At 67.2% G+C, this 19,324-nt stretch carries 23 protein-coding genes and 1 tRNA gene; 21 read left to right on the top strand and 3 right to left on the bottom strand.

The window, feature by feature from the left end; translation table 11 throughout:
• Positions 1-109 precede the first annotated feature (109 nt).
• From A5694_RS14425 to A5694_RS14385, 9 genes are all read left to right on the top strand, one after another.
• Positions 110-583, top strand: a complete 474-nt coding sequence (locus A5694_RS14425; protein WP_064922512.1) for a hypothetical protein — start codon at positions 110-112, stop codon at positions 581-583.
• Positions 580-921, top strand: coding sequence for a hypothetical protein (locus tag A5694_RS14420; protein WP_064922511.1), 342 nt, complete (start codon positions 580-582; stop codon positions 919-921). The genes A5694_RS14425 and A5694_RS14420 overlap by 4 nt, the downstream gene beginning before the upstream one ends.
• A 197-nt stretch (positions 922-1,118) precedes the next feature.
• Positions 1,119-1,439, top strand: coding sequence for a hypothetical protein (locus tag A5694_RS24305; protein ID WP_064922510.1), 321 nt, complete (start codon positions 1,119-1,121; stop codon positions 1,437-1,439).
• Between the two features lie 84 nt (positions 1,440-1,523).
• Positions 1,524-3,863, top strand: coding sequence for an AAA family ATPase (locus tag A5694_RS14410; RefSeq protein WP_234787931.1), 2,340 nt, complete (start codon positions 1,524-1,526; stop codon positions 3,861-3,863).
• A gap of 410 nt (positions 3,864-4,273) precedes the next feature.
• Positions 4,274-4,987, top strand: coding sequence for a hypothetical protein (locus A5694_RS14405; protein ID WP_131809596.1), 714 nt, complete (start codon positions 4,274-4,276; stop codon positions 4,985-4,987).
• 393 nt (positions 4,988-5,380) lie between these two features.
• On the top strand, positions 5,381-6,118 hold the full coding sequence (locus A5694_RS14400; RefSeq protein ID WP_234787929.1) for a recombinase family protein: 738 nt from the start codon (positions 5,381-5,383) through the stop codon (positions 6,116-6,118).
• Positions 6,115-6,312, top strand: a complete 198-nt coding sequence (locus tag A5694_RS14395; RefSeq protein WP_064922507.1) for a hypothetical protein — start codon at positions 6,115-6,117, stop codon at positions 6,310-6,312. The genes A5694_RS14400 and A5694_RS14395 overlap by 4 nt, the downstream gene beginning before the upstream one ends.
• Positions 6,309-6,662 carry a hypothetical protein gene (locus tag A5694_RS14390; protein ID WP_064922506.1) on the top strand — a complete coding sequence of 118 codons (354 nt, stop codon included), beginning with the start codon at positions 6,309-6,311 and terminating at the stop codon, positions 6,660-6,662. The genes A5694_RS14395 and A5694_RS14390 overlap by 4 nt, the downstream gene beginning before the upstream one ends.
• 3 nt (positions 6,663-6,665) lie before the next feature.
• Complete coding sequence (locus A5694_RS14385) at positions 6,666-8,093, top strand: tyrosine-type recombinase/integrase (RefSeq protein WP_064922505.1); 1,428 nt, start codon at positions 6,666-6,668, stop codon at positions 8,091-8,093.
• Here the strand turns inward: A5694_RS14385 and A5694_RS14380 are convergent.
• From A5694_RS14380 to A5694_RS14370, 3 genes are all read right to left on the bottom strand, one after another.
• Positions 8,065-8,727 carry a hypothetical protein gene (locus tag A5694_RS14380; RefSeq protein ID WP_064922504.1) on the bottom strand — a complete coding sequence of 221 codons (663 nt, stop codon included), beginning with the start codon at positions 8,725-8,727 and terminating at the stop codon, positions 8,065-8,067. The genes A5694_RS14385 and A5694_RS14380 overlap by 29 nt on opposite strands.
• Positions 8,728-8,884: 157 nt before the next feature.
• Positions 8,885-8,958 (bottom strand) — tRNA-Leu (locus A5694_RS14375).
• A 69-nt stretch (positions 8,959-9,027) separates the two neighbouring features.
• On the bottom strand, positions 9,028-9,333 hold the full coding sequence (locus A5694_RS14370) for a DUF732 domain-containing protein (protein WP_064922503.1): 306 nt from the start codon (positions 9,331-9,333) through the stop codon (positions 9,028-9,030).
• A gap of 485 nt (positions 9,334-9,818) precedes the next feature.
• Here A5694_RS14370 and A5694_RS14365 point away from each other — a divergent pair, with 485 nt between their 5' ends.
• From A5694_RS14365 to A5694_RS14310, 12 genes are all read left to right on the top strand, one after another.
• Positions 9,819-10,118, top strand: coding sequence for a PE family protein (locus A5694_RS14365; protein WP_064922502.1), 300 nt, complete (start codon positions 9,819-9,821; stop codon positions 10,116-10,118).
• Positions 10,119-10,127: 9 nt separating this feature from the next.
• Complete coding sequence (locus A5694_RS14360; RefSeq protein ID WP_082952676.1) at positions 10,128-11,357, top strand: PPE family protein; 1,230 nt, start codon at positions 10,128-10,130, stop codon at positions 11,355-11,357.
• Between the two features lie 34 nt (positions 11,358-11,391).
• The gene (locus A5694_RS14355; protein WP_064922501.1) at positions 11,392-12,663 is read left to right on the top strand and encodes a PPE family protein; all 1,272 of its coding nucleotides are present in this window, start codon (positions 11,392-11,394) and stop codon (positions 12,661-12,663) included.
• Positions 12,664-12,710: 47 nt separating this feature from the next.
• The gene (locus tag A5694_RS14350; protein ID WP_064920336.1) at positions 12,711-13,007 is read left to right on the top strand and encodes a WXG100 family type VII secretion target; all 297 of its coding nucleotides are present in this window, start codon (positions 12,711-12,713) and stop codon (positions 13,005-13,007) included.
• A 14-nt stretch (positions 13,008-13,021) separates the two neighbouring features.
• The gene (locus tag A5694_RS14345; protein ID WP_064922500.1) at positions 13,022-13,306 is read left to right on the top strand and encodes a WXG100 family type VII secretion target; all 285 of its coding nucleotides are present in this window, start codon (positions 13,022-13,024) and stop codon (positions 13,304-13,306) included.
• Between the two features lie 194 nt (positions 13,307-13,500).
• Positions 13,501-13,800 (top strand): PE family protein, encoded by a 300-nt coding sequence (locus A5694_RS14340; protein ID WP_064922499.1) that lies wholly within the window; start codon positions 13,501-13,503, stop codon positions 13,798-13,800.
• A gap of 18 nt (positions 13,801-13,818) precedes the next feature.
• Positions 13,819-15,048, top strand: coding sequence for a PPE family protein (locus A5694_RS14335; RefSeq protein WP_275080519.1), 1,230 nt, complete (start codon positions 13,819-13,821; stop codon positions 15,046-15,048).
• 34 nt (positions 15,049-15,082) lie between these two features.
• Complete coding sequence (locus A5694_RS14330) at positions 15,083-15,379, top strand: WXG100 family type VII secretion target (RefSeq protein ID WP_064922498.1); 297 nt, start codon at positions 15,083-15,085, stop codon at positions 15,377-15,379.
• A 21-nt stretch (positions 15,380-15,400) separates the two neighbouring features.
• Positions 15,401-15,685 (top strand): WXG100 family type VII secretion target, encoded by a 285-nt coding sequence (locus tag A5694_RS14325; protein WP_064922497.1) that lies wholly within the window; start codon positions 15,401-15,403, stop codon positions 15,683-15,685.
• Between the two features lie 164 nt (positions 15,686-15,849).
• Positions 15,850-16,662, top strand: coding sequence for a PE family protein (locus tag A5694_RS25095; RefSeq protein WP_064922496.1), 813 nt, complete (start codon positions 15,850-15,852; stop codon positions 16,660-16,662).
• 40 nt (positions 16,663-16,702) lie between these two features.
• The gene (locus tag A5694_RS14315) at positions 16,703-17,887 is read left to right on the top strand and encodes a PPE family protein (protein WP_064922495.1); all 1,185 of its coding nucleotides are present in this window, start codon (positions 16,703-16,705) and stop codon (positions 17,885-17,887) included.
• Positions 17,888-17,924: 37 nt separating this feature from the next.
• On the top strand, positions 17,925-19,324 hold a 1,400-nt coding region (locus tag A5694_RS14310), incomplete at its 3' end, for a sensor histidine kinase (RefSeq protein WP_131809599.1).

Below are 19,324 nucleotides of genomic sequence, written 5' to 3'. Positions count from 1 at the left end.
TACCAAGGGGTGCTCCGGGAAGCAACACCCGCACAACCGTGCGTGGTGAAAAGCTTTCCGGGGTACCCTTTTTTGCTTCCCCGGACGGCACGCACCGGAGGACGCAAGAATGAAAACAACGAACGACGACGATGTGTTGTTCGAGCTGGGCGACATTCAGCAGCGAATCACCAAGAGCGAGACCGACAGCATCATGGACCGCTGGGAGTTTGGGCGACTGCTGCTGACGCAGCGCTCGGGCAAGCAGCTTCCGCGCGGGGTGCGGGACTCGGTCAAGGAGCTATTCGGCCTGGAATCCTCGGAGATCACCCGGCGGATGCAGCTGGCCGAGAAGTTCTCCAACGCTGAGGAACTGACGGCGGCATGCGAACGCCGGGGCGGTTCCTGGCGGCGGATCATCCGCGAGGAACTGACCAAGGCGGCGAGGCCGTCGAACGAAGTCGCATGGGGCGAACGCATGAAGTGGCGGCTCGACAAGATAAAGCAGGAAGCCATCACCGCCGACCATGAAGGCGACCTCATTGACCTACTTGAGGAGATGCTGTCCACGCTGAGGTCCGAGTTGATGAAGGTGGCCTCATGACCACCCCGAAGATCACTGGGATTCAGCAACACATCGACAAGAGCGGCAACAGGACCATATTGGCGCTGCCCAAGCATGCCCACCTGGCGGAGATGCTGGCGTTGGGCGACGGTTCCGTGGTGCTCCGATGGTATGAGCACGATGGCAGCCATGGCGATGAACCAGGCTTCTGGTCGGTCATGCTGTCCGCGGACGGGGGAACCGTTAATGTGGAGATCACATACGAATCTCTGTCACCAGATCTCGGCTATGTACTGGATGTATTGAGACATGTGCTCCAGTACGTTTCCGGCACGAACGTCACGATCAGCATGAAGCACCGGCAGCTAAGTGCCTAAAACCCGTTCCGTCGCTGTCGCGTTCGCCGATCAGAAGATCGGCGGCACGGCGGCGGTTCGGGGTATTATCAGGGTTCGGGCCGAGCGGCATCGGAGTTTAAGCCGAGGTAGCTAGGCCCGGTCGAACGGCGTCACCTTGGCGGGCAGATACGCCGTTCATTAAACAACCAAAACAGGAGCGCCGAACACCAATCCTGGTGCCGGTGTTGGTTTGTCCTGCCTTCAACCAGGTCAGGACGGCGACCCTGGAGTTGTTTGTGAAACATGATGACCCGGTGCTCACCGAGCAGCAGCTATTCGAGTACCTGCGCTACGAGCGCGGACTGATCGGCGTCACCCGGCATGCAATCAAGCAGGCGGTGATCCACCGCAGAATCAAACCGACTCAGCTGCAAGGCAAGAACTGGTTCTCCAAGAGCGACGGTGACGAGTGGATCGAGTCGTGCAAAAGCCCTGAGCCGAGCAAGTTTACCGGCGTTCACGCGGGGCGTGGGCAGAAAACTCATGCAGTCCAGTAAATGGAAATCCCCGGCACACACTTTGGCGGGCGCACCGGGGACTACCGAACAAGCGAACCTGAAGGATCAAGACAGGTGTACCCGATGATACCTGAGGACACAGCCCGACGAAAGCCCAAGGGGCCGTACGTCATCGCTGCGAAACGGTACCGAGCTGCTGGCTTCCTGGGGACGATTCCGCTGCCCCCTGGGCAGAAAGAACCGCCCCCGACCAACTTCACCGGCGGCGGTAAGCCCTACCCGAGCGATGACGATGTGCGGCGCTGGCGCAGGGATCAGGGCGACGGGAATATCGGCCTGCGCCTCGCTGAGGTACCGAGTGAATTCTTGGGCGAGCGTGACGATTTGCCGGTGGTCTATGCGGCAAACAACGTGGACGGCTGGGAACTCATCGGCGTCGATGTCGACAACTACGCGAAGGCGAACGGCCAGCCTAAGGTTGGCGCTGCGGAGCTGAGCGGCTTGGAGGCGCAGCTGGGCGAGTTGCCGACCACAGCCCTCAGCGGAGCGCGATTCGAGACGGGCAGCTGTATCGCGGTGTACCTCGTGCCGAAGGGTTACCGGTTCGCTGGGAAGGTCGCGGAGTGCATCGAAGTAGTGCAAAAGCGCCACCGCTACATGGTCGTAAACCCGAGCACCCACCCGGATGCGCGTGATGCCGATCGGCAGCCGGCCATCTATCAGTGGCGCCGGGGAGCGCCGTCGAAACTCGCTGAGGCTGGCGTCGATGTGGTGGAGCGGTTCGACCGCGACCTACCCGCCATCAGTGATGTGGCGGTGCTCCCCGAGGCGTGGTTTGTACACCTGACCCACGGCGGGATGTTGGAGAGCGACGACCCGATCAGCGACCTATCGCCGAGCCAGTTGGTGGAGTGGATGGAGAGCCGACCGCTGTTCGACGCTGAGCCGTGCGTGGTCATGAGCAACGCGGTCGCCGCTCATCTCTTGAAGATTGCGGACAGCCCGAGTAGCCACGACCGGCTTACCCCGGCGCATTGGCAGCTGTTGAACTTGGCCGCCGAAGGACATTCCGGGGTGCAGTGGGCGCTGGCGGAGGTCGGGCGGGTGTGGCGGGAGCATGCAACACAAAAACGGGCGCCCGAGACGCTGAGCGCCGAGATGAACCGAAGTCTGTTGGGCGCGCTGGGAAAGATCCAGCCGCGATACCAGACGGACGTCAGCGGCGAGTATGTGCCGGACGATACGTGTGCGTCGGCCGGAAAATTCGACTGTGACGCTTGGGCCGACCGACTAGCAATAGCCGATGTTGAGGAGAGCAGCGAGCAAGATGGGCTTGCCTGGGAGGTTGAGCGTGCCTACACGCGCCGGAGGGCCGACCAGTTAGCTCGGCAACGGATGGCGCTAGAGGACTGGGCTGAACCGGAGGATGAGGGCGACCTCGCCTACCAGATCGACCACCCTGAGCCCGTCGAGTGCGACCTTGTCCGCGGGCTCATCCGGTCGCGCGGAATCGTGCTGATCAACGCGCAATACAAGACCGGCAAGACCACGTTGGCGTCGGTGAACCTACCTAAGGCGCTCGTCACCGGTCAGCCGTTCCTGCGCAAGTTCAGCGTTGAGTTCGGAGGCCATGAGTGCGTTGGGATATGGAACCTGGAGGTAGACCGCCAAGACCTTGTTGACTGGCTCGAACGCGTCGGTATCCCGCCGGGGGAACACAAACGCATATACCCGAAGTGCCTTCGCGGCAACCGGTCCGTCGACTTCCGTAACCCGCTAGCCGTCGATTGGACGGTGCGGTGGCTGCGCGAGCGCGGGATCACCGTGTGGATCATTGACCCGCTGAGCAAGCTCTACCGGGGCGATGAGAACAGCAGTACCGAGTTCAACGCGTGGTGGTCGGCGTTAGAGGAGATCATGCAACGCGCGGGAGTTCGCGTGGCGGTTTTGGTTCACCACTCTGGGCACGGCGGGGAGGGACGGGCACGCGGTACGTCAGCGATGATGGGCAACCCCGATGTGCTGGTGGAGTACCGGCACGGCGGTGGACACGGCGAGCTACCGCCCGACAACAAGCGGTACCTACGGGCGTTTGGTCGCCGCATCGACCAACCCAGCATCACCTTGGATTACAACCCCGCCACGATGGAACTACTTGTGGATGAGAACGGCGGGAGCCGCGAAGAAAACCAGGAAAAGCAGCTCGCGCTGAAACTTTGGAATGCGCTCCAGAAGTCGAGCAAACCCCTGAATCAGGGTGAACTGCTGAGCGCCGTGGGTAGGAAGGCGCAGGGCAAGAACTCCGCGAAGGGCCGGGCGGCGATCGACTACGCGCAAGGCCGGGGCTGGATCACCGTCGAGAAGGCGGGTAGCGCCTTTAAGCACTCCATAGGACCGAACGACCCATACGCCGGCCACCGAGTGCGGGTCAACCTCCGCGAAGAGGACGAGGACGGCGAATGAGTGAAACACCGAAAACGTATGTCTACCAGCGATTTCTTTGTTACCCCCGCCCGGGGGTAACAAGGCGAGAAACGCCGGTCGGACGCCGAAAGCCGTTACCCCCGTTGTTACCCCGTGAAAGCGCTGGTAGGGCGCTTGTTACCCCTTTAGTACCCCATTGTTACCCCCACTCGGGGTACTTAGTACCCCTCGCCTATAGGGGCGAAGCCCCTAGGCGGGGTACGAGTACCGACGGACCGATACGGCCGATCCTATGAACGTCTACACGCCCGTCGAGACGCCGTATTGGTTGCAACCCAACCGACTTAACAGGCGCGGACACCTCACACGGCCCCGCCGGAACCCGAGCCGGCCACCACGGCCCGTGGACTACACCCGACCCGGAACCCGTTGAGAAAGGACAGTCCGCGATGAAAGAAACCAATAACAGCCGTAACCCATCGACCGCGCCCAAGGACAGCCGCGAGGCGACCACGGACTTCAAGAGCGGCGGGATGCGGTGTACTGCTAGAAGCTCGCGCACCGGCGAGCCGTGTAAACGCCCGCCCATGCTCGGCGGGAACGTGTGCTATCACCACGGCGGGGCAGCCCCGCAAGTTAAAGCCAAGGCGCAGAGGCGCTTAGAGCAATCCTGCGATGCCCTCGTGCAGAAACTCTTGGGGATGGCGCTCGACGGCGACGTGCCGGATCACGTCGCGCTCGCGGCGATCCGCGATGCCTTGGACCGCGCAATGGGCAAGGCGACCACGACCGTTGAGGTGTCGGCAGTTCAGCCGTGGGAGCAAGTCATGAACGACATCGTCGGGGTCGCGCAGATCACCCGCGCGGAGTCCCAAGCCCGCCAGGGCCTCACGCCGGAGCCGCCCGCCTTGGTCGCGTCGGAGCCGATGGAGGTCGTGGACGCGGAACTCGTAGACGAGCCGGATTCGCGGCCCGGTCGTGGCGGAGCCGAGCGAGACCGCTACGTCCGGCCGGACGACCCCACGGACCCCGACGCATCCCGTAGCGGCCCACCTAGCCGCCCACCGGGGCGGGAGCTGGCGACGTTGGAGGACGCGACCGCCGACGCCGCCGCCGCGAACAGGGCAGCCGCCCGGTTAGGCCGACTACGGAAGATGCGCTAGCTGGCGCATAACCGCAGGCCAGGCGCTAGTTGTCGGTTAGCTGGCGTACCGTTAGCGCCGTAAGCGCCGCGCAAACTCTAGGTCTAGCGGCGTACCTGGTAGAGCGAGTGGAGGTAGGACGATGAGGAACCTTGTAGCAGCGATAGCGGTAGCGGTAGCGGCAGCAGCAATCGCGCCGGTCGCAATTGCGCCGGCCATTGCGGCGGCGGACCCGGTGCCGTTTCCGTATTGCGCGTACGACCCGACCGGTAACGCGGGCCAGTGGAGCGACCCATGCCAGCCGGTCGGGCCGCAACCCGATGGCCGGTACAACCCGCCAGCCATGCAGTGGGCACCAGCTACCGACCCCGACACCGGCCTGACCCAGAACCCCTACGTCGCAGGCGGCGGGCAGTGGTGAAACTGGTTGCCTACTTGAGGGTTTCAACTATCGAGCAAGCCGCTCATGGGTTCGGCCTCGATGTTCAGCGGACCGCAATCCGCAAGGCCGCCAAGGCGCTTGGTGCTCGGATCGTCGCGTGGACCTCCGATGAGGGCAAGAGCGGCGCACTCGGCGCGGAAGATCGCCCCGGCCTGGCGGAAGCCTTGGAGCTGATCGACTCGGGGCGGGCCGATGGCCTGATCGTGCGCGACCTGGACCGGCTCGCCCGCGCTGTAACCGTGCAAGAGGCCGTCATCGGGCAGGTCTGGCTAACGGAGGGCGCGGCGGTGTTCACGAGCCTCCCGCCGCAGGAAGTCACCCGCGACGACCCCGACGACCCCATGCGCACGGCCATGCGGGAGATGGCGGGCGTGTTCGCGGGATTGGAGCGCAGACTGATCGCTAAGCGGCTGCGCGACGGGCGGAAAGCCAAGGCCGCGTTGGGTGGCCATGCGGCCGGTTCGCCGCCGTACGGGTGGCGGGTAGAGAAGCCCAACCCCGGCAACCCAGCTGGCGCGCTCGTGCCGGACCCCGCCGAGCAGGTCGCCTTGGCGCGCATGACGGCCCTCGCAGGGCAGGGCGTATCGACCCGCGAGATTGCGCGCGTGCTTACCGCCGAGGGCCACCCGACCAAGCGCGGCGGAACCTGGAGCAGCCCCACCGTCGCCCGAATACTCAGCCGCGCCAACACGAAAGGCAGCGCCGCATGATCGTTTACCCGGTCGGCACGCGGGTTCGCCTGCTAGCGCCGCACGAACCGTACACCGGTCAGGTCGGCACGGTCATGGAGCACTTCGATGACGGCGAGGGCGGGCTGGTGCATGTCCTGCGGTACAACCCCGATGAGCCGCCCCAGCCGCAAAACCTGAGCTTTCATCTCGCCGACGAGTTGGAGCCTGAGTGACCGGCCCGCACCGCAGCTCGCGGGCGTTGGTTCGGCGGACCCCGCTCGGCGTCCCGTACGCCGCGCCTACACCGTTGCCAAACCCATCTCTGCCCGCCGTCGCCGAACCACGCCCGCAGCCACGCAGCGGCCACGACGGCCCGCCGGAACCCACACCGGCGGACAAGACCGACCGGCGCGCGAAGCTCACCGAGGACGACGTGCGGGCGATCCGCGCGGACTACGCGGCGGGGCGCTGGGGCATCAAAGACTTGGCGGACATCTACGGCGTGACCCAGCCGACCATGAGCGCGGTTGTTCACCGCCGCACCTGGCGGCACGTCACCGACCAACCAACCGAAGGGAATTGACCAATGGCCTACATCCGCAGCTACGAAACCAAGCAGAAACGCAACGGCAAAACCCTTAAGCGGTATGAGGTCTGCTGGCGGGAACCCGCGACGGACCCCGCTACCGGGTTGCCCACTGGCAAGGAACGCGCCCGCCAGGAGAGCTACCCCACCCGCGAGACCGCTGAGGCCCGCCGGGACGAACTGAACGCGGCGAAGCACATAGGCGGCACGTCCGCCTTGGCCGACGCAAAGAAAGCCGGACAGTTGACCTTTGCCCACTATGCGGCGGCGTGGCTCGACCAGCAGGCCGTAAAGGTCAGCCAAGGCAAGCTCAAGAAGCGCACCGCCGACGAGTACGGGCGGCTGTTGAGGTGCTATGTACTCGGTGAACTCGGCGGGTCCGCGATAGCCGCCATCACGGGCACGCGCTGTGAGCAACTACTCGCCGCCCTGGTTCGGCAGGCCTCCACCCAAGGCGACGGGAAGCCGCTCACCCCCGGCACCGTTAAGCACGCCTGGGACGTCACGCGGCGGGTGTTCAAGTACGCCGTCCAGCACAAGGCGATCCCAGCGAACCCATGCGACGCTGTGGACTTCGCGGCGAGCCGCGCGACCGGCGACCACAGCGGCTTTGAGCACTACCCGCTCGCCGCTGAACAGGTTGGGGCGCTGAGCGCCGCCATCGCCGGTGTCCCGCCCGGTTGCTACGACGGCCCCGCACTGCCTGCGTACCCGGTGTACGCGCTGATGGTGGAGTTCATGGCCTACACCGGATTGCGCGCGGCGGAGGTGGCCGGCCTTGAGGTCCGCGACCTGAAGTTCCTCCCCGGCCCGCGATGCTTGGTGAAGGTCCAACGAACCAAGGACCGCGACGGCGGCGAATGGGTCACCGGCAACCCCAAGTCCAAGAAGTCGCGGCGCACGGTCCCTCTGCCGGGGTGGCTGGCGGAGCGGATGGTGGCCTACCTCGCGGAGCACCCGCGCGCCAACGAGCCGACCGCGCCGTTGTGGCCGAGCCGGAAGAACGGCGGCGGGTACCGCGCGACCGGGCAACGGTACGCGGTGCCGCTGGATTGGTCACAGCCGTTGGCGATGGGGACGTTCTACGACACGATCCTCAAGCCCGCGTTGGAGGCGGTTGGGTTGCCGGCCAGCCGACCGGCCTACACCGCCAAGGACGGCACCCGCATAGCAGCGGTTCGCGGTGTCCGGCTCCACGACCTACGCCACACCTTCGCGGTGCTCCAGCTGTCGGCGGGGGTCCACTTCATGCAGGTGTCGAAGTGGCTCGGGCACAGCACCTACACCCTGACGTTGGACGTGTACGGCGACTACATCCCCGAGACCGATGGCGGGGCGCTGAACACCCTGCCGGAGCCACCCGCCCCTGCGAAGCTAGCCCCAGTGGCCGACAACGTAGTCAGTCTGTTTGGTTCGCTGGCGAATTAGTGCGGCGTAACTCCATCTCGATGGTCTCGCCGAACGCTGCGCGCCTGGTATTGATGCGATCAAGTAGCTCGCCAAATTTTGCGTGTGACTCCCGGTGTTGCGCTTGAAGCGGCGGCGCCAAGCTAGTCGCCCGCCGGAAATGGTGCAGCTGAACGAGGGCACCGACCAGTTCGGGGTCATTGATCGCAACACGGAGTTCTCGGCAGCGCTGGGCTGCGTCGTGGGCGCCGATCAGAGCTAGCCGAGCGGTGCCAGCACCGACCGCCCTGCCGTGCCTGTCGATTGGTTCGATCGAGTCTGGCGTGAGGTCGTCGGGCAAGGCGCAGATTTTGCCGTACTCGTCCTGGGCTTCAATCGCGGCTTGCACAACTTCCTGGCCGATCTGAAGCAGGGTGTCTCGTTGCCAGACCCGAAAGTCCCGGTCACGTGACTCCCTCAACTCGGCATTGCTCCGCGCGTCGGCGGCGTCGATGGCCTGCCGGTTCGTTCGATTGCTCCAGAAGATTCCGAAGAGCGCGACCAACGAGCCGACGATTGCTGTGATGAACGGGAGCCAGAGCGGCAGCCAATCGGTGTGGTTGGTGATCTCGACAGGTAGCGGCTCATCGAAAAGGGGCAGAGGTGTCCACGGCACGCGGCAATCGTCCCACCGAGTACCGACATGGCCCGGGCGTTTCACGCGCTCCCGGCGCGCCGGGGTAAGTCTCCCGCTCGCCGGGGTGACGCCGGGGTGAAGCCCACCGACGAGCCGCCCGACTAGAACAATGGGCTATCTACCAGGCCAAACACCGTGCCCCCAGTCGGACTCGAACCGACACTGGGCGGATTTTAAGTCCGCTGCCTCTGCCAATTGGGCTATGGGGGCTCGCGGCGAATCTAACGCGGCGAGGCCAGCGACAGCCCACCGGGACAGTGGTAACGGGTGCTCAGCGACTCAGGCGTGCTCGGGGCAGTAGTTCTGGGCAGCGATGCGGGCGAACTCCGCGGCGCGCTGCAAGGTGAAGCCGGGATTGGTGGTCTGCACCGCAACGACGGTGTCCATCGGGGTCAGGCCGGCGTCCATCAGCTGACACACCGAGTGACCGGCGGAGATCGCCACCTCGTCGGAGCCGCGGTGACTCAGGCCGGCTCCGGTCAGCTGGGTCAGGAAGGCGGCGTCGCTCCCGACCGGCTCGGCATGCGCGGGCGCCGCCAGACCGACCATGGCGGTCAGGCCCGCCAGCAGCAGAAACCGTTTCATAGCTCGTAGTGTGCTGAGCGTTGGTTAAAAGCGTGTTACGCACCGTTTACTCCGCCGGATCGTCATGTTAATTCGGCGTTACCGCGCGCTCACACCGTCGGCGTGCCGTGCCACGGCCGCCACAACCCGCCCGGCATCGCCTCCCCAAAACCCTTGCGTGCCACCATCTTTAGCTTCTCAGCCCGCGATGCAGCAAGGCTGCCCTACGCACGTTGTCAAAGTCGTTGTGTGCTGGGCCACTTCCGGTGTGGCGACGAAAGTTCTTCACCGGCCGCCGCTGGCCTCTTGCACGGCTTTTCGCTCCGCGGCTGTCGGCGCGGCCTGGTGCGGCACCGGCCAGCTGCCCTTCGGGAGCGCCGCGAAGGTGCTCGTAAAAAGTTCGGACACCCGGGTTAAGAAGCGGTTAACCAGCTTTCACAATCGCTCAGTGATACGGGACCGTAGTCGCAGGAGCCGATAACCATCCGTTCCGTGAGGAGATACCCATGTCTTTCGTGACTACGCAGCCGGAGGCCTTGGCCGCTGCCGCCGGCAGCCTGCAGTCGATCGGTTCAGCGCTCAACGCCCAGAACGCCGCCGCGTCCGCTCCGACCACCGGCGTCGTTCCCGCGGCGGCCGACGAGGTTTCGGCGCTGACCGCTGCGCAGTTCGCCGCGCACGCAAGCATGTACCAGTCGGTTGCCGCGCAGGCCGCGGCTATTCACGAGATGTTCGTGGCCACCTTGAACGGCAGTGCCGAGTCGTACGCCGCCACCGAAGCCGCCAACGCGCTCGCCGCGGGTTAGGCGGATTTGATGCTGGATTACGGAGCCTTGCCCCCCGAGATCAACTCCGGGCGCATGTACGCCGGTCCCGGATCGGCACCGATGATGTCCGCCGCCTCGGCCTGGCGCGCGATGGCCGCCGAACTGGCGTCGGCCGCACACTCCTACGAGACCGTGGTGTCGCAACTGTCCAGTGAAGACTGGCTCGGCCCGGGTTCGGCGTCGATGTACGCCGCGGCGACCCCCTACATCGCCTGGATGAACGCCACCGCTGCGCTGGCCGAGCAGGCCGCCACGCAGGCCACCGCTGCCGCGACCGCGTTCGAGACGGCCCGGGCCGCAACGGTGCCCCCGGCGGCCGTCACGACCAACCGGGTGCAGCAGGCGGCGCTGGTCGCCACCAACATCCTGGGCATCAACACCCCGGCCATCGCCGCCCTCGATGCCCTGTACGCCGAGATGTGGGCGCAGGACGCCGCCGCGATGTACGGCTACGCCGCTGGATCGGCCGCCGCCTCGCAGGTGACCCCGTTCAGCGAACCCGCCCAGACCACCAACCCGGCCGGCCAAAGCGGCCAGGCCGCCGCGGTCGCTCAGGCCGCCGGAACCGGTGCCGCGAACAACGCTCAAGTGGCGCAGATGATTTCGTCGGTGCCGAACGCGATACAGGGCCTGTCCTCCCCGGCCGCCGCCACCCCGCCGGGTGACTGGATCACCTGGCTGGAGTCGATACTGAGCAACAATGAGCTCAACGGCTTCGCGTACTTGATCGGCAACCCGCTGTACAACTTCGCCAACACGATGGGCACCGGCGCGGCCTTCATCCCGTCCAGCCTGCTGCCGAGCCTCATCGGTTACCTGACCGGCGGCGGTTTCAACGCCGCCGGCGGCGGTGCGCTCGGAAGCGGCCTGGGGGCAGCGCTGAGTCCCGGTGGCGCGCTGGGCGCCCTGGGTGCGCTCGGCGGCGGGGTGAGCAGCGCGTTCGGGGTGAGCTCGGTGACCCCGAGCGTCACCGCCAGCATGGGCCAGGCATCGCTGGTCGGGACGTCGTTCTCGGCGCCGGCGAGCTGGTCGGCGGCCACCCCGGCCGGCGCCGCGTCCCTTGCCCCCTCCGGGTGGGCGGTCCCCGCCGAAACCCACAACAACATGGCCTCCATGCCGCCGCCGGTTCCCACCGGTGCCGCACGGCCCGGCATGCACTACGGCACGCCGCGGTACGGGTTCCGTCCAAAAGTCATGCCGAAGCCGATGGTGGTCTGACCATGTTGCGGCCCAACGTTTGTCAGGAGCAACGATGATCGACTACGCCCTGCTGTCTCCTGAGGTCAATTCGGGGCGGCTGTACTCCGGGCCTGGTTCGGCGCCGATGATGGCCGTCGCCTCCGCCTGGCGCGGACTCGCCGCGGAGATCACCTCGGCCCTGACGTCCTACGAGACGACGCTGTCCCAACTCGTGGACGACGAGTGGATGGGCCCGGCATCGGCGGCGATGTCCGCCGCCGCCAAGCCCTTCCTGGCCTGGATGGCCGAGACCGCGGCGAACGCCGAGCAGACCGCTACCCAGGCCACCGCCGCCGCGGCGGCGTTCGAAGCGGCCCATGCGGCCACCCCGCCGCCCGCGGTGATCACCGCCAACCGCATCCAGCAGAAGCAACTGGTGGCCACCAACGTCGTCGGCCAGAACTCCGCCGCGATCATGGCCAGCGACGCCCAGTATCTCCAGATGTGGGCTCAGGCCGCCGAAGTCATGTACAGCTACGCCGCGTCCTCGGCAGCGGCGACCAATGTGACCCCGTTCTCCGAACCGAGCCAGAACACGAATCCCGCCGGGACGGCCAACCAGGCTTCGGCGGTCGGTCAAGCCGGCAGCACGGCGGCCGGCAACACCGCACAAACCGCACAGATGATTTCGTCGCTGCCGAACGCGGTGCAGAGTCTCGCCTCGCCGGCGGCGGCCAGTCAGCCCGCAGCCGCAGGAGACCTGTCCGGACTGTGGTCGGCCTTCTTGAACAACGCCTCGGTGAACGGCATCGCCTCGCTGCTGTCCGATCCGCTCAACGGCGTGGTGAGCTTCGCGGGAACGTCCCTGGCCTTCACGCCGTCGAGCCTGATCCCCACCATGACCAGCTTCTTCTCCGGCGGGGGTTTCAACGCCTTCGGCGGTGGTTCGGCAGGTGCCGGAATCGGCGCCCTGCTGGCTCCCGGCGGCCCGCTGAGCAGCCTGGGCGCGCTGGGTGGTGGCACCACCGGTGCCGCGTCCGCGGCGGCCGGCGCCTTTAGCGCGAGCGCAACCACACCGGCGGTCTCGGCGGGCGTGGGCCAGGCCACACTGGTCGGCGAGTTGTCCGCACCGCCGGCGTGGGCCGCGGCCGCCCCGGCCAGCACCGCCGAGGCCCCCAGTGCTCTGCAGGCCAGCAGCTGGGCGGCCGCCCCAGAAGAAATCGAATCGATGGCCGCGATGCCTGGCGGAATGCCGGTCGGCGCCGACCGGGGCGGCTTCGGTCTGAGCACCCCCCGCTACGGGTTCAAGCCGACCGTGATGGCCCGGCCGGTCGTTGCCGGATAAAGCAGATTCACGCTACGCCAACCAACTTCAGGTAAGGAGACACGACAATGGCAACACGTTTTATGACCGATCCGGATGCGATGCGGGCGATGGCGGGGCGTTTTGATGTGCACGCCCAGACGGTCGAGGATGAGGCCCGGCGGATGTGGGCGTCGTCGACCAACATCTCCGGTGCGGGCTGGGGTGGTCTGGCCGAGCGGACGTCTTACGACACGATGGGTCAGATGCAGACGGCGTTTCGCAACATCGTGAACATGTTGCACGGGGTGCGCGATGGTCTGATTCGCGACGCGAACCACTACGAGCAGCAGGAAGCTGCTTCCCAGCAGATCCTGTCGAGCTAGGAGGAGAACTACAGATGAGCATTAACTACCAGTTCGGTGATGTGGATGCCCACGGTGCGTTGATCCGCGCCCAGGCCGCTTCGTTGGAGGCCGAGCACCAGGCGATCGTGCATGATGTGCTGGCTGCCGGGGACTTCTGGGGTGGCGCGGGTTCGGTGGCCTGCCAGGAGTTCGTGGCCCAGCTCGGCCGCAACTTCCAGGTCATCTACTCCCAGGCCAACGCCCACGGTCAGAAGGTGCAGACCGCCGGCAACAACATGGCCAACACCGACGCCTCTGTCGGCTCCAGCTGGGCCTGACAAAGCCCCGATCAAGCAAACCGGCGCAGCGGAGGGGGCTGCGCCGGTTTGTTTGTCTTCTGCGACATCAAGGACCCGTCAAGGTTCGATCCGGCGCCGTTAAGAGCGCGTAAGGGTCACTACTAACCGAGCATCGTTGCGGCACGGTGGATCTCGGCCGGCAAGGTGCCGGCTGGTTCGGTTAGGAGACAGCGATGTCGTTCGTGAGCGCTCAGCCTGCAGAGCTGACGGCCGCGGCCGGCGAATTGACCGGTATCGGCTCGGCGATGGCCGCCCAGAATGCGGCTGCCGCCGCGGTGACCACCAGTGTGGTTCCCGCAGCGGCGGACCCGGTGTCGGCGTTGACCGCCGCGCAGTTCGTGGCACACGCCGGCCTGTACCAGGCGGTCAGTGCCCAGGCGAATGCGATTCACCAGATGTTCGTCACCACGCTGATCACCAGCGCTGGATCGTACGCGGCCACCGAGGCCGCCAACGCGATCGCGGCCCGGTAAGCCCGGCCAGACAAAGGGATTCAAGACATGATGGATTTCGGGGCATTGCCGCCGGAAGTCAACTCGGCCTGGATGTACACCGGGCCTGGGGCGGGCCCGCTCTTGGCAGCCGCCGCAGCCTGGCGCGGTCTGGCCGCCGAATTGGGCTCGACCGCGGCCGCCTACCAGGCGGTGATAGCACGGATGGCCGGGGAACTGTGGGCCGGTCCGGCGTCGGCATCGATGGCCGCCGCGGCGGCTCCCTACGTGGCGTGGATGAACACCACCGCCGCCCAGGCCGAGCAGGCCGCCGGTCAGGCCACCGCGGCGGCCGCCGCGTTCGAGACGGCGTTCGCGATGACGGTTCCCCCACCGGTGATCGTGGCCAACCGCAGCCTGCTGATGACCTTGGTCGCAACCAACCTGCTGGGGCAGAACACCCCGGCGATCACGGCCACCGAGGCGCACTACGCCGAGATGTGGGCCCAGGACGCCGCTGCGATGTACGGCTACGCGGGCGGATCGGCGGCTGCCTCGCAGCTGACGCCGTTCGCCGAGCCCAGCCAGACCACCAACCCCGCCGGGTTGGCCGGCCAGGCCGCCGCGACCGGCCAGGCCGCCGGCGCCGCCGCTGCGGACAACAGCCAGACCAGCCAGCTGATCTCCACGCTGCCCGGCGTGCTGCAAAGCCTGGCCTCGCCGGCACAGGGCGGTTCGTCGTCGACGTCGTCCGGCTTGTCGGGGCTGCTGGGCAGTCTGTTCGACAACAGCCAGATCACCGACAGCATCAACGGAATGGTCAACACCGGGGCCTGGAATGTGGCCAGCACGCTGTCGACCGCCGTCGGGTTCTTGAGCAGCCTCGGCAGCAGTGCGGGCTCCTCGGTGGGAACAGCGGGCTCCGCGGCCGCCGGCGGGCTGGGTTCGGCCGTCGGTGCGGTGGCACCGGTGGCTTCGCTGGGCTCGGCGGGCTTCGCCGGCCTCGGCGGGCTCGGCACGTTCGGCGGCGCGCCGGTTTCCGCGGCCCTCGGACAGGCCAGCTCGGTCGGCATGCTGTCGGTACCGCAGAACTGGCTTGCCGGAACCACCTCCGGCACCGTCGCCGCGGCGCCCGGCGCCGGTTTGAGCGCGACCGCCGCAAACGGGGCTTCGGCCATACCGGCAGGAATGCCGATCGGTGGCCTCGGCGGACGCGGCGGACCCACCGGCAATGTGCCCCAGTACGGGTTCAAGCCAAACGTTGTCGCGCACCCGGTCCTGGCCGGCTGACCCGGCACGAACAATTCACGAAGGAGACACACCCATGACCACACGCTTTATGACCGACCCGGACGCGATGCGTTCCATGGCGGCCCGGTTCGACACTCATGCGCAGACGGTGGAGGACGAGGCCCGGCGAATGTGGGCGTCCTCGACCAGCATCTCCGGCTCCGGCTGGGGCGGTCTGGCCGAGCGGACGTCCTACGACACCATGGGCCAGATGCAGACCGCGTTCCGCAACATCGTCAACATGCTCCACGGCGTACGCGACGGTCTGATTCGCGACGCGAACCACTACGAACAGCAGGAAGCTGCCTCGCAGCAGACCCTGAGCAGCTAACCAAGGAAAGGAAACCCGACGATGTCCATCAACTACCAGTTCGGTGATGTCGACGCCCACGGCGCACTGATCCGCGCCCAGGCCGCCTCGTTGGAGGCCGAACACCAGGCGATCGTGCACGACGTGCTGGCCGCCGGGGACTTCTGGGGCGGCGCCGGTTCGGTGGCCTGCCAGGAATTCATCACCCAACTCGGACGAAACTTCCAGGTCATCTACTCCCAGGCCAACGCCCACGGCCAGAAGGTGCAGGCCGCCGGCAACAACATGGCCAGCACCGATGCGGCGGTGGGGTCCAGCTGGGCCTGAGCCGGGCCACCGGACCGCTGTGAAGTGCCTGTGCGAATAAACCGTCAAGAATCCTGGCAGGGGCGTTAAGAACCCGTAAACGACTTCTGCAATCCGGCGTTCGAACGGAAACAGTGGACCCTGCACTCGGCCGACGGCCGGCCCGTTTTCCATCAGGAGAAGTCATGTCCTTCGTGACCACCCATCCCGAGGCGATGGCGGCGACCGCCAGCAACCTGCAAGCGATCGGCTCGGCGATGACCGCGCAGAATGCCGCGGCGGCCACACCCACCACCAGCATCGCCCCGGCCGGGGCCGACGAGGTCTCGATCCTGCAGGCGACCCAGTTCGCCGCCTACGGGCAGCTGTACCAGCAGATCAGCGCCCAGGCCGCGGCGATCCAGGAGATGTTCGTCAACACGCTGCGCACCAGCGGCGACTCCTACGGCTACACCGAGACGGCCAACTCCGCAGCCGCCGGGCTGGGCACGGCAACCGCAGGACTGGGCGCCGGCTCGGGGGCCGCCGACCCGACATACGGGCTGGGCGGGATCGCCAGCAACAGCTCCATCCTGGCCGCCATGCAGGCCGGCACCATCGGCTCGGCCGCCTCGGAGTTCACCGGGTTGGGCAAGGGTTACATCACGTCGCCCTCGGGGGTCGTTCACCAGGTCGCACCCGAATCGCTGCTGCCCTCAGCGGGCCTCACCAGCCAGACCACGCCGGCCGGCGCGGCAGCACCGGTCTCGGCGAGCGCGGGCCCGGCCGCGGCGCGGCCCCTCGGCACGCCGGTGCCACCGAGCTGGGCCGGCGAGGCCGCTCCGGCGGGGACCGCACCGGCGGCACTCTCCGGCACCAGCACCGCGGCCGCGGCACCCCGTGCCTCGACGGCGGCCGTACCCGCCGGACTGCCGGCGTCCACGAGCGACCAGGGCAGCCGCGGCCGGTTGCGTTACGGCATCAAGCCGAAGGTGATGCCCCGCCCGCCGGTGGGCTGACGGGGAGACAATCGGTGACCAGCGATCGGAATTGACGAAGATGGACTTTGGCGCGTTACCCCCGGAGATCAACTCCGGCCTGATGTATGCCGGTGCCGGAGCGGCACCGATGATGGCCGCCGCGGCGGCATGGAACAGTCTGGGCGCCGAGCTTGCGACGACCGCGACGTCCTACCAGTCGGCGGTCGCGGCGCTGACCGGCGAGGAGTGGCAGGGCCCGGCTTCGGCGTCGATGGCGGCGGCCGTGACGCCCTACATCAACTGGCTCAACACCACCGCGGCCGCCGCCGAGCACGCAGCCGCCCAGGCCACCGCGTCGGCCGCCGCCTTCGAAGCGGCGTTCGCGATGATGGTGCCGCCGCCGGTGATCGCCGCCAACCGAGCGCAGCTGGTCGCGCTGGTCGCCTCGAACTTCCTGGGCATCAACACGCCCGCGATCGCCGCCACCGAAGCCCAGTACGCCGAGATGTGGGCGCAGGACGCCATCGCCATGTACGGCTACGCGGCCTCCTCTGCGAGCGCTGGAACCTTGCAGCCCCTGTCTTCCCCCAACGCGATCGCCAACCCGCTCGGCACGGCGGGTCAGGCTGCCGCGGTCGGCCAGGCCTCGGCCAGCGGAACCCAGAACGGGTTGTCCCAGCTGATTTCCGGGCTGCCCAACACCGTGCAGAGCCTGTCCTCCCCGTTGAGCGCGGCGGCCGGGCCGGCCCAGGCCGGCGATTTCCTGTCGGATTTCATCGGCTCGACGCAGAACATCGGGATCTGGAACGCGATTCAGACCTACAGCACCTACGCGGTGACCGCCGGCTCGTGGCACCTGTTCGCCGGCATCGCCAGCGCCATCGCCATCGCCTCGCCCGGCGTGGGCGCCGCCACCGGCCCGATCCTGGTGGATTCTGTGGACGCCCCGGGCGGCGCGGCCGCCTCCGGCGCTGCAGCGGCCGGCCGGGCGCCGGTGCTGGCCAGCGTGGCCCAGGCCGCCCCGGTCGGTGGGCTCTCGGTGCCGACGAGCTGGCCAGGGGCGCTGCCGTCCGAGGCCGGTGCGGCACCGCTGATCACCTCGGAATGGATTCCCGGTGCGGTCGAGGAAGGGCAATCGGTGTCGGCGGTTCCAGCCGCGATGGGTGCCGCCGGGGCGGCCGCAGCACGTGGCGGCCGCGGTTTCAGCGATCCGCGCTACGGATTCAAGCCCACCGTGATGTCGCGACCGGTCGCCGCTGGCTGACGACGCGGCTTGCCGGGATGATGGTCGGGTGAGCGTCATGAGGCAGCGTGGCCGGCGGGGCGAACTGCGGATCTATCTCGGTGCATCGCCCGGGGTCGGCAAAACCTACGCGATGCTCGGCGAAGCCCACCGCCGGGCCGAACGCGGCACCGATGTGGTCGCCGCCGCGATCGAGACCCACGGCCGGAAGAAGACAGCGGAACTGCTGGACGGAATCGAGGTCGTACCGCCGCTTTTGATCGACTACCGGGGCAAGCGTTTCCCCGAGCTCGACGTCCCCGCGGTGCTGGCTCGGCGGCCGCAGGTAGTGCTCGTCGACGAGTTGGCCCACACCAACACACCGGGCAGCGCGAACCGCAAGCGGTGGCAGGACGTCGAGCAACTGCTCGCCGCCGGGATCACGGTGATCTCGACGGTCAACGTGCAGCATCTGGAGAGCCTCAACGACGTCGTCGCCGAGATCACCGGAATACAGCAGCAAGAGACGGTGCCGGATTCGTTCGTCCGTCAGGCCGCACAGATCGAGCTGGTCGACATCGCACCCGAAGCGTTGCGCCGCAGGCTCGCCCACGGCAACGTCTACGCGCCGGAGCAGGTCGACGCAGCGCTGTCCAACTACTTCCGCAGCGGAAACCTCACTGCGCTAAGGGAATTGGCGCTACTTTGGGTGGCCGACCAGGTAGACGCCGCCCTGGCCACCTACCGCGCCGACAAAAAGATCACCGCAACCTGGGAGGCGCGCGAGCGGGTGGTCGTGGCCGTCACCGGCGGCCCGGAATCGGAGACGCTGGTCCGCCGAGCCTCGCGGATCGCGTCGAAGTCCAGCGCCGAGTTGCTGGCGCTGCACGTGCTGCGCGGTGACGGGCGCTCGCCCTTGCCCGATGCCCGGATCGGCAAGATCCGCGAGTTGGCGGCCAGCCTCGGCGTCTCGCTGCACGTCGTCGTCGGCGACGATGTGCCGACCGCGCTGTTGGATTTCGCCCGGGACGTCAACGCCACCCAGCTGGTGATCGGGACGTCGCGGCGGTCCCGCTGGGCACGTTTGCTCGACGAGGGTATCGGTGCGACGGTGGTGCGGCTGTCCGGGAAGATCGATGTCCACATAGTGACTCATGAAGAGTCCGGGCAAGGCTTTCGCGGCGGAGCGCTCTCGGCTCGGCAACGCCGTGTGCTGCCATGGCTAGCGGCGGTGCTCGTGCCGTCGCTAGTCTGCTGGATCACAACCGCATGGCTGGATCCGGTGCTGCGCCTAGGCGGAGAGAGCGCGCTGTTCTTCGTCGGCGTGCTGGTGGTCGCCCTCCTCGGCGGCGTCGCCCCCGCAATGCTGTCGGCTGTGGTCTCGGGCCTGCTGCTCAACTACTTCCTGATCGACCCCCGACACAGTTTCACCATCGCCGAAACCGATTCGGCGATCACCGAAATCGTGCTGCTGCTGGT

The sequence above is a fragment of the Mycolicibacter sinensis genome (genome assembly GCF_001667945.1).
GTDB lineage: Bacteria > Actinomycetota > Actinomycetes > Mycobacteriales > Mycobacteriaceae > Mycobacterium > Mycobacterium sinense_B.
This window is presented reverse-complemented; position numbering and strand designations above follow the sequence as displayed.

Bases quoted from the DNA above. Each gene is read 5' to 3' on its own strand.
- A5694_RS14365 (WP_064922502.1), top strand. From the start codon at position 9,819: ATGTCTTTCGTGACTACGCAGCCGGAGGCCTTGGCCGCTGCCGCCGGC.
- A5694_RS14360 (WP_082952676.1), top strand. From the start codon at position 10,128: ATGCTGGATTACGGAGCCTTGCCCCCCGAGATCAACTCCGGGCGCATG.
- A5694_RS14355 (WP_064922501.1), top strand. From the start codon at position 11,392: ATGATCGACTACGCCCTGCTGTCTCCTGAGGTCAATTCGGGGCGGCTG.
- A5694_RS14350 (WP_064920336.1), top strand. From the start codon at position 12,711: ATGGCAACACGTTTTATGACCGATCCGGATGCGATGCGGGCGATGGCG.
- A5694_RS25095 (WP_064922496.1), top strand. From the start codon at position 15,850: ATGTCCTTCGTGACCACCCATCCCGAGGCGATGGCGGCGACCGCCAGC.
- A5694_RS14345 (WP_064922500.1), top strand. From the start codon at position 13,022: ATGAGCATTAACTACCAGTTCGGTGATGTGGATGCCCACGGTGCGTTG.
- A5694_RS14405 (WP_131809596.1), top strand. From the start codon at position 4,274: ATGAAAGAAACCAATAACAGCCGTAACCCATCGACCGCGCCCAAGGAC.
- A5694_RS14325 (WP_064922497.1), top strand. From the start codon at position 15,401: ATGTCCATCAACTACCAGTTCGGTGATGTCGACGCCCACGGCGCACTG.
- A5694_RS14410 (WP_234787931.1), top strand. From the start codon at position 1,524: ATGATACCTGAGGACACAGCCCGACGAAAGCCCAAGGGGCCGTACGTC.
- A5694_RS14425 (WP_064922512.1), top strand. From the start codon at position 110: ATGAAAACAACGAACGACGACGATGTGTTGTTCGAGCTGGGCGACATT.
- A5694_RS14420 (WP_064922511.1), top strand. From the start codon at position 580: ATGACCACCCCGAAGATCACTGGGATTCAGCAACACATCGACAAGAGC.
- A5694_RS14370 (WP_064922503.1), bottom strand. From the start codon at position 9,333: ATGAAACGGTTTCTGCTGCTGGCGGGCCTGACCGCCATGGTCGGTCTG.
- A5694_RS14395 (WP_064922507.1), top strand. From the start codon at position 6,115: ATGATCGTTTACCCGGTCGGCACGCGGGTTCGCCTGCTAGCGCCGCAC.
- A5694_RS14385 (WP_064922505.1), top strand. From the start codon at position 6,666: ATGGCCTACATCCGCAGCTACGAAACCAAGCAGAAACGCAACGGCAAA.
- A5694_RS14340 (WP_064922499.1), top strand. From the start codon at position 13,501: ATGTCGTTCGTGAGCGCTCAGCCTGCAGAGCTGACGGCCGCGGCCGGC.
- A5694_RS14330 (WP_064922498.1), top strand. From the start codon at position 15,083: ATGACCACACGCTTTATGACCGACCCGGACGCGATGCGTTCCATGGCG.
- A5694_RS14315 (WP_064922495.1), top strand. From the start codon at position 16,703: ATGGACTTTGGCGCGTTACCCCCGGAGATCAACTCCGGCCTGATGTAT.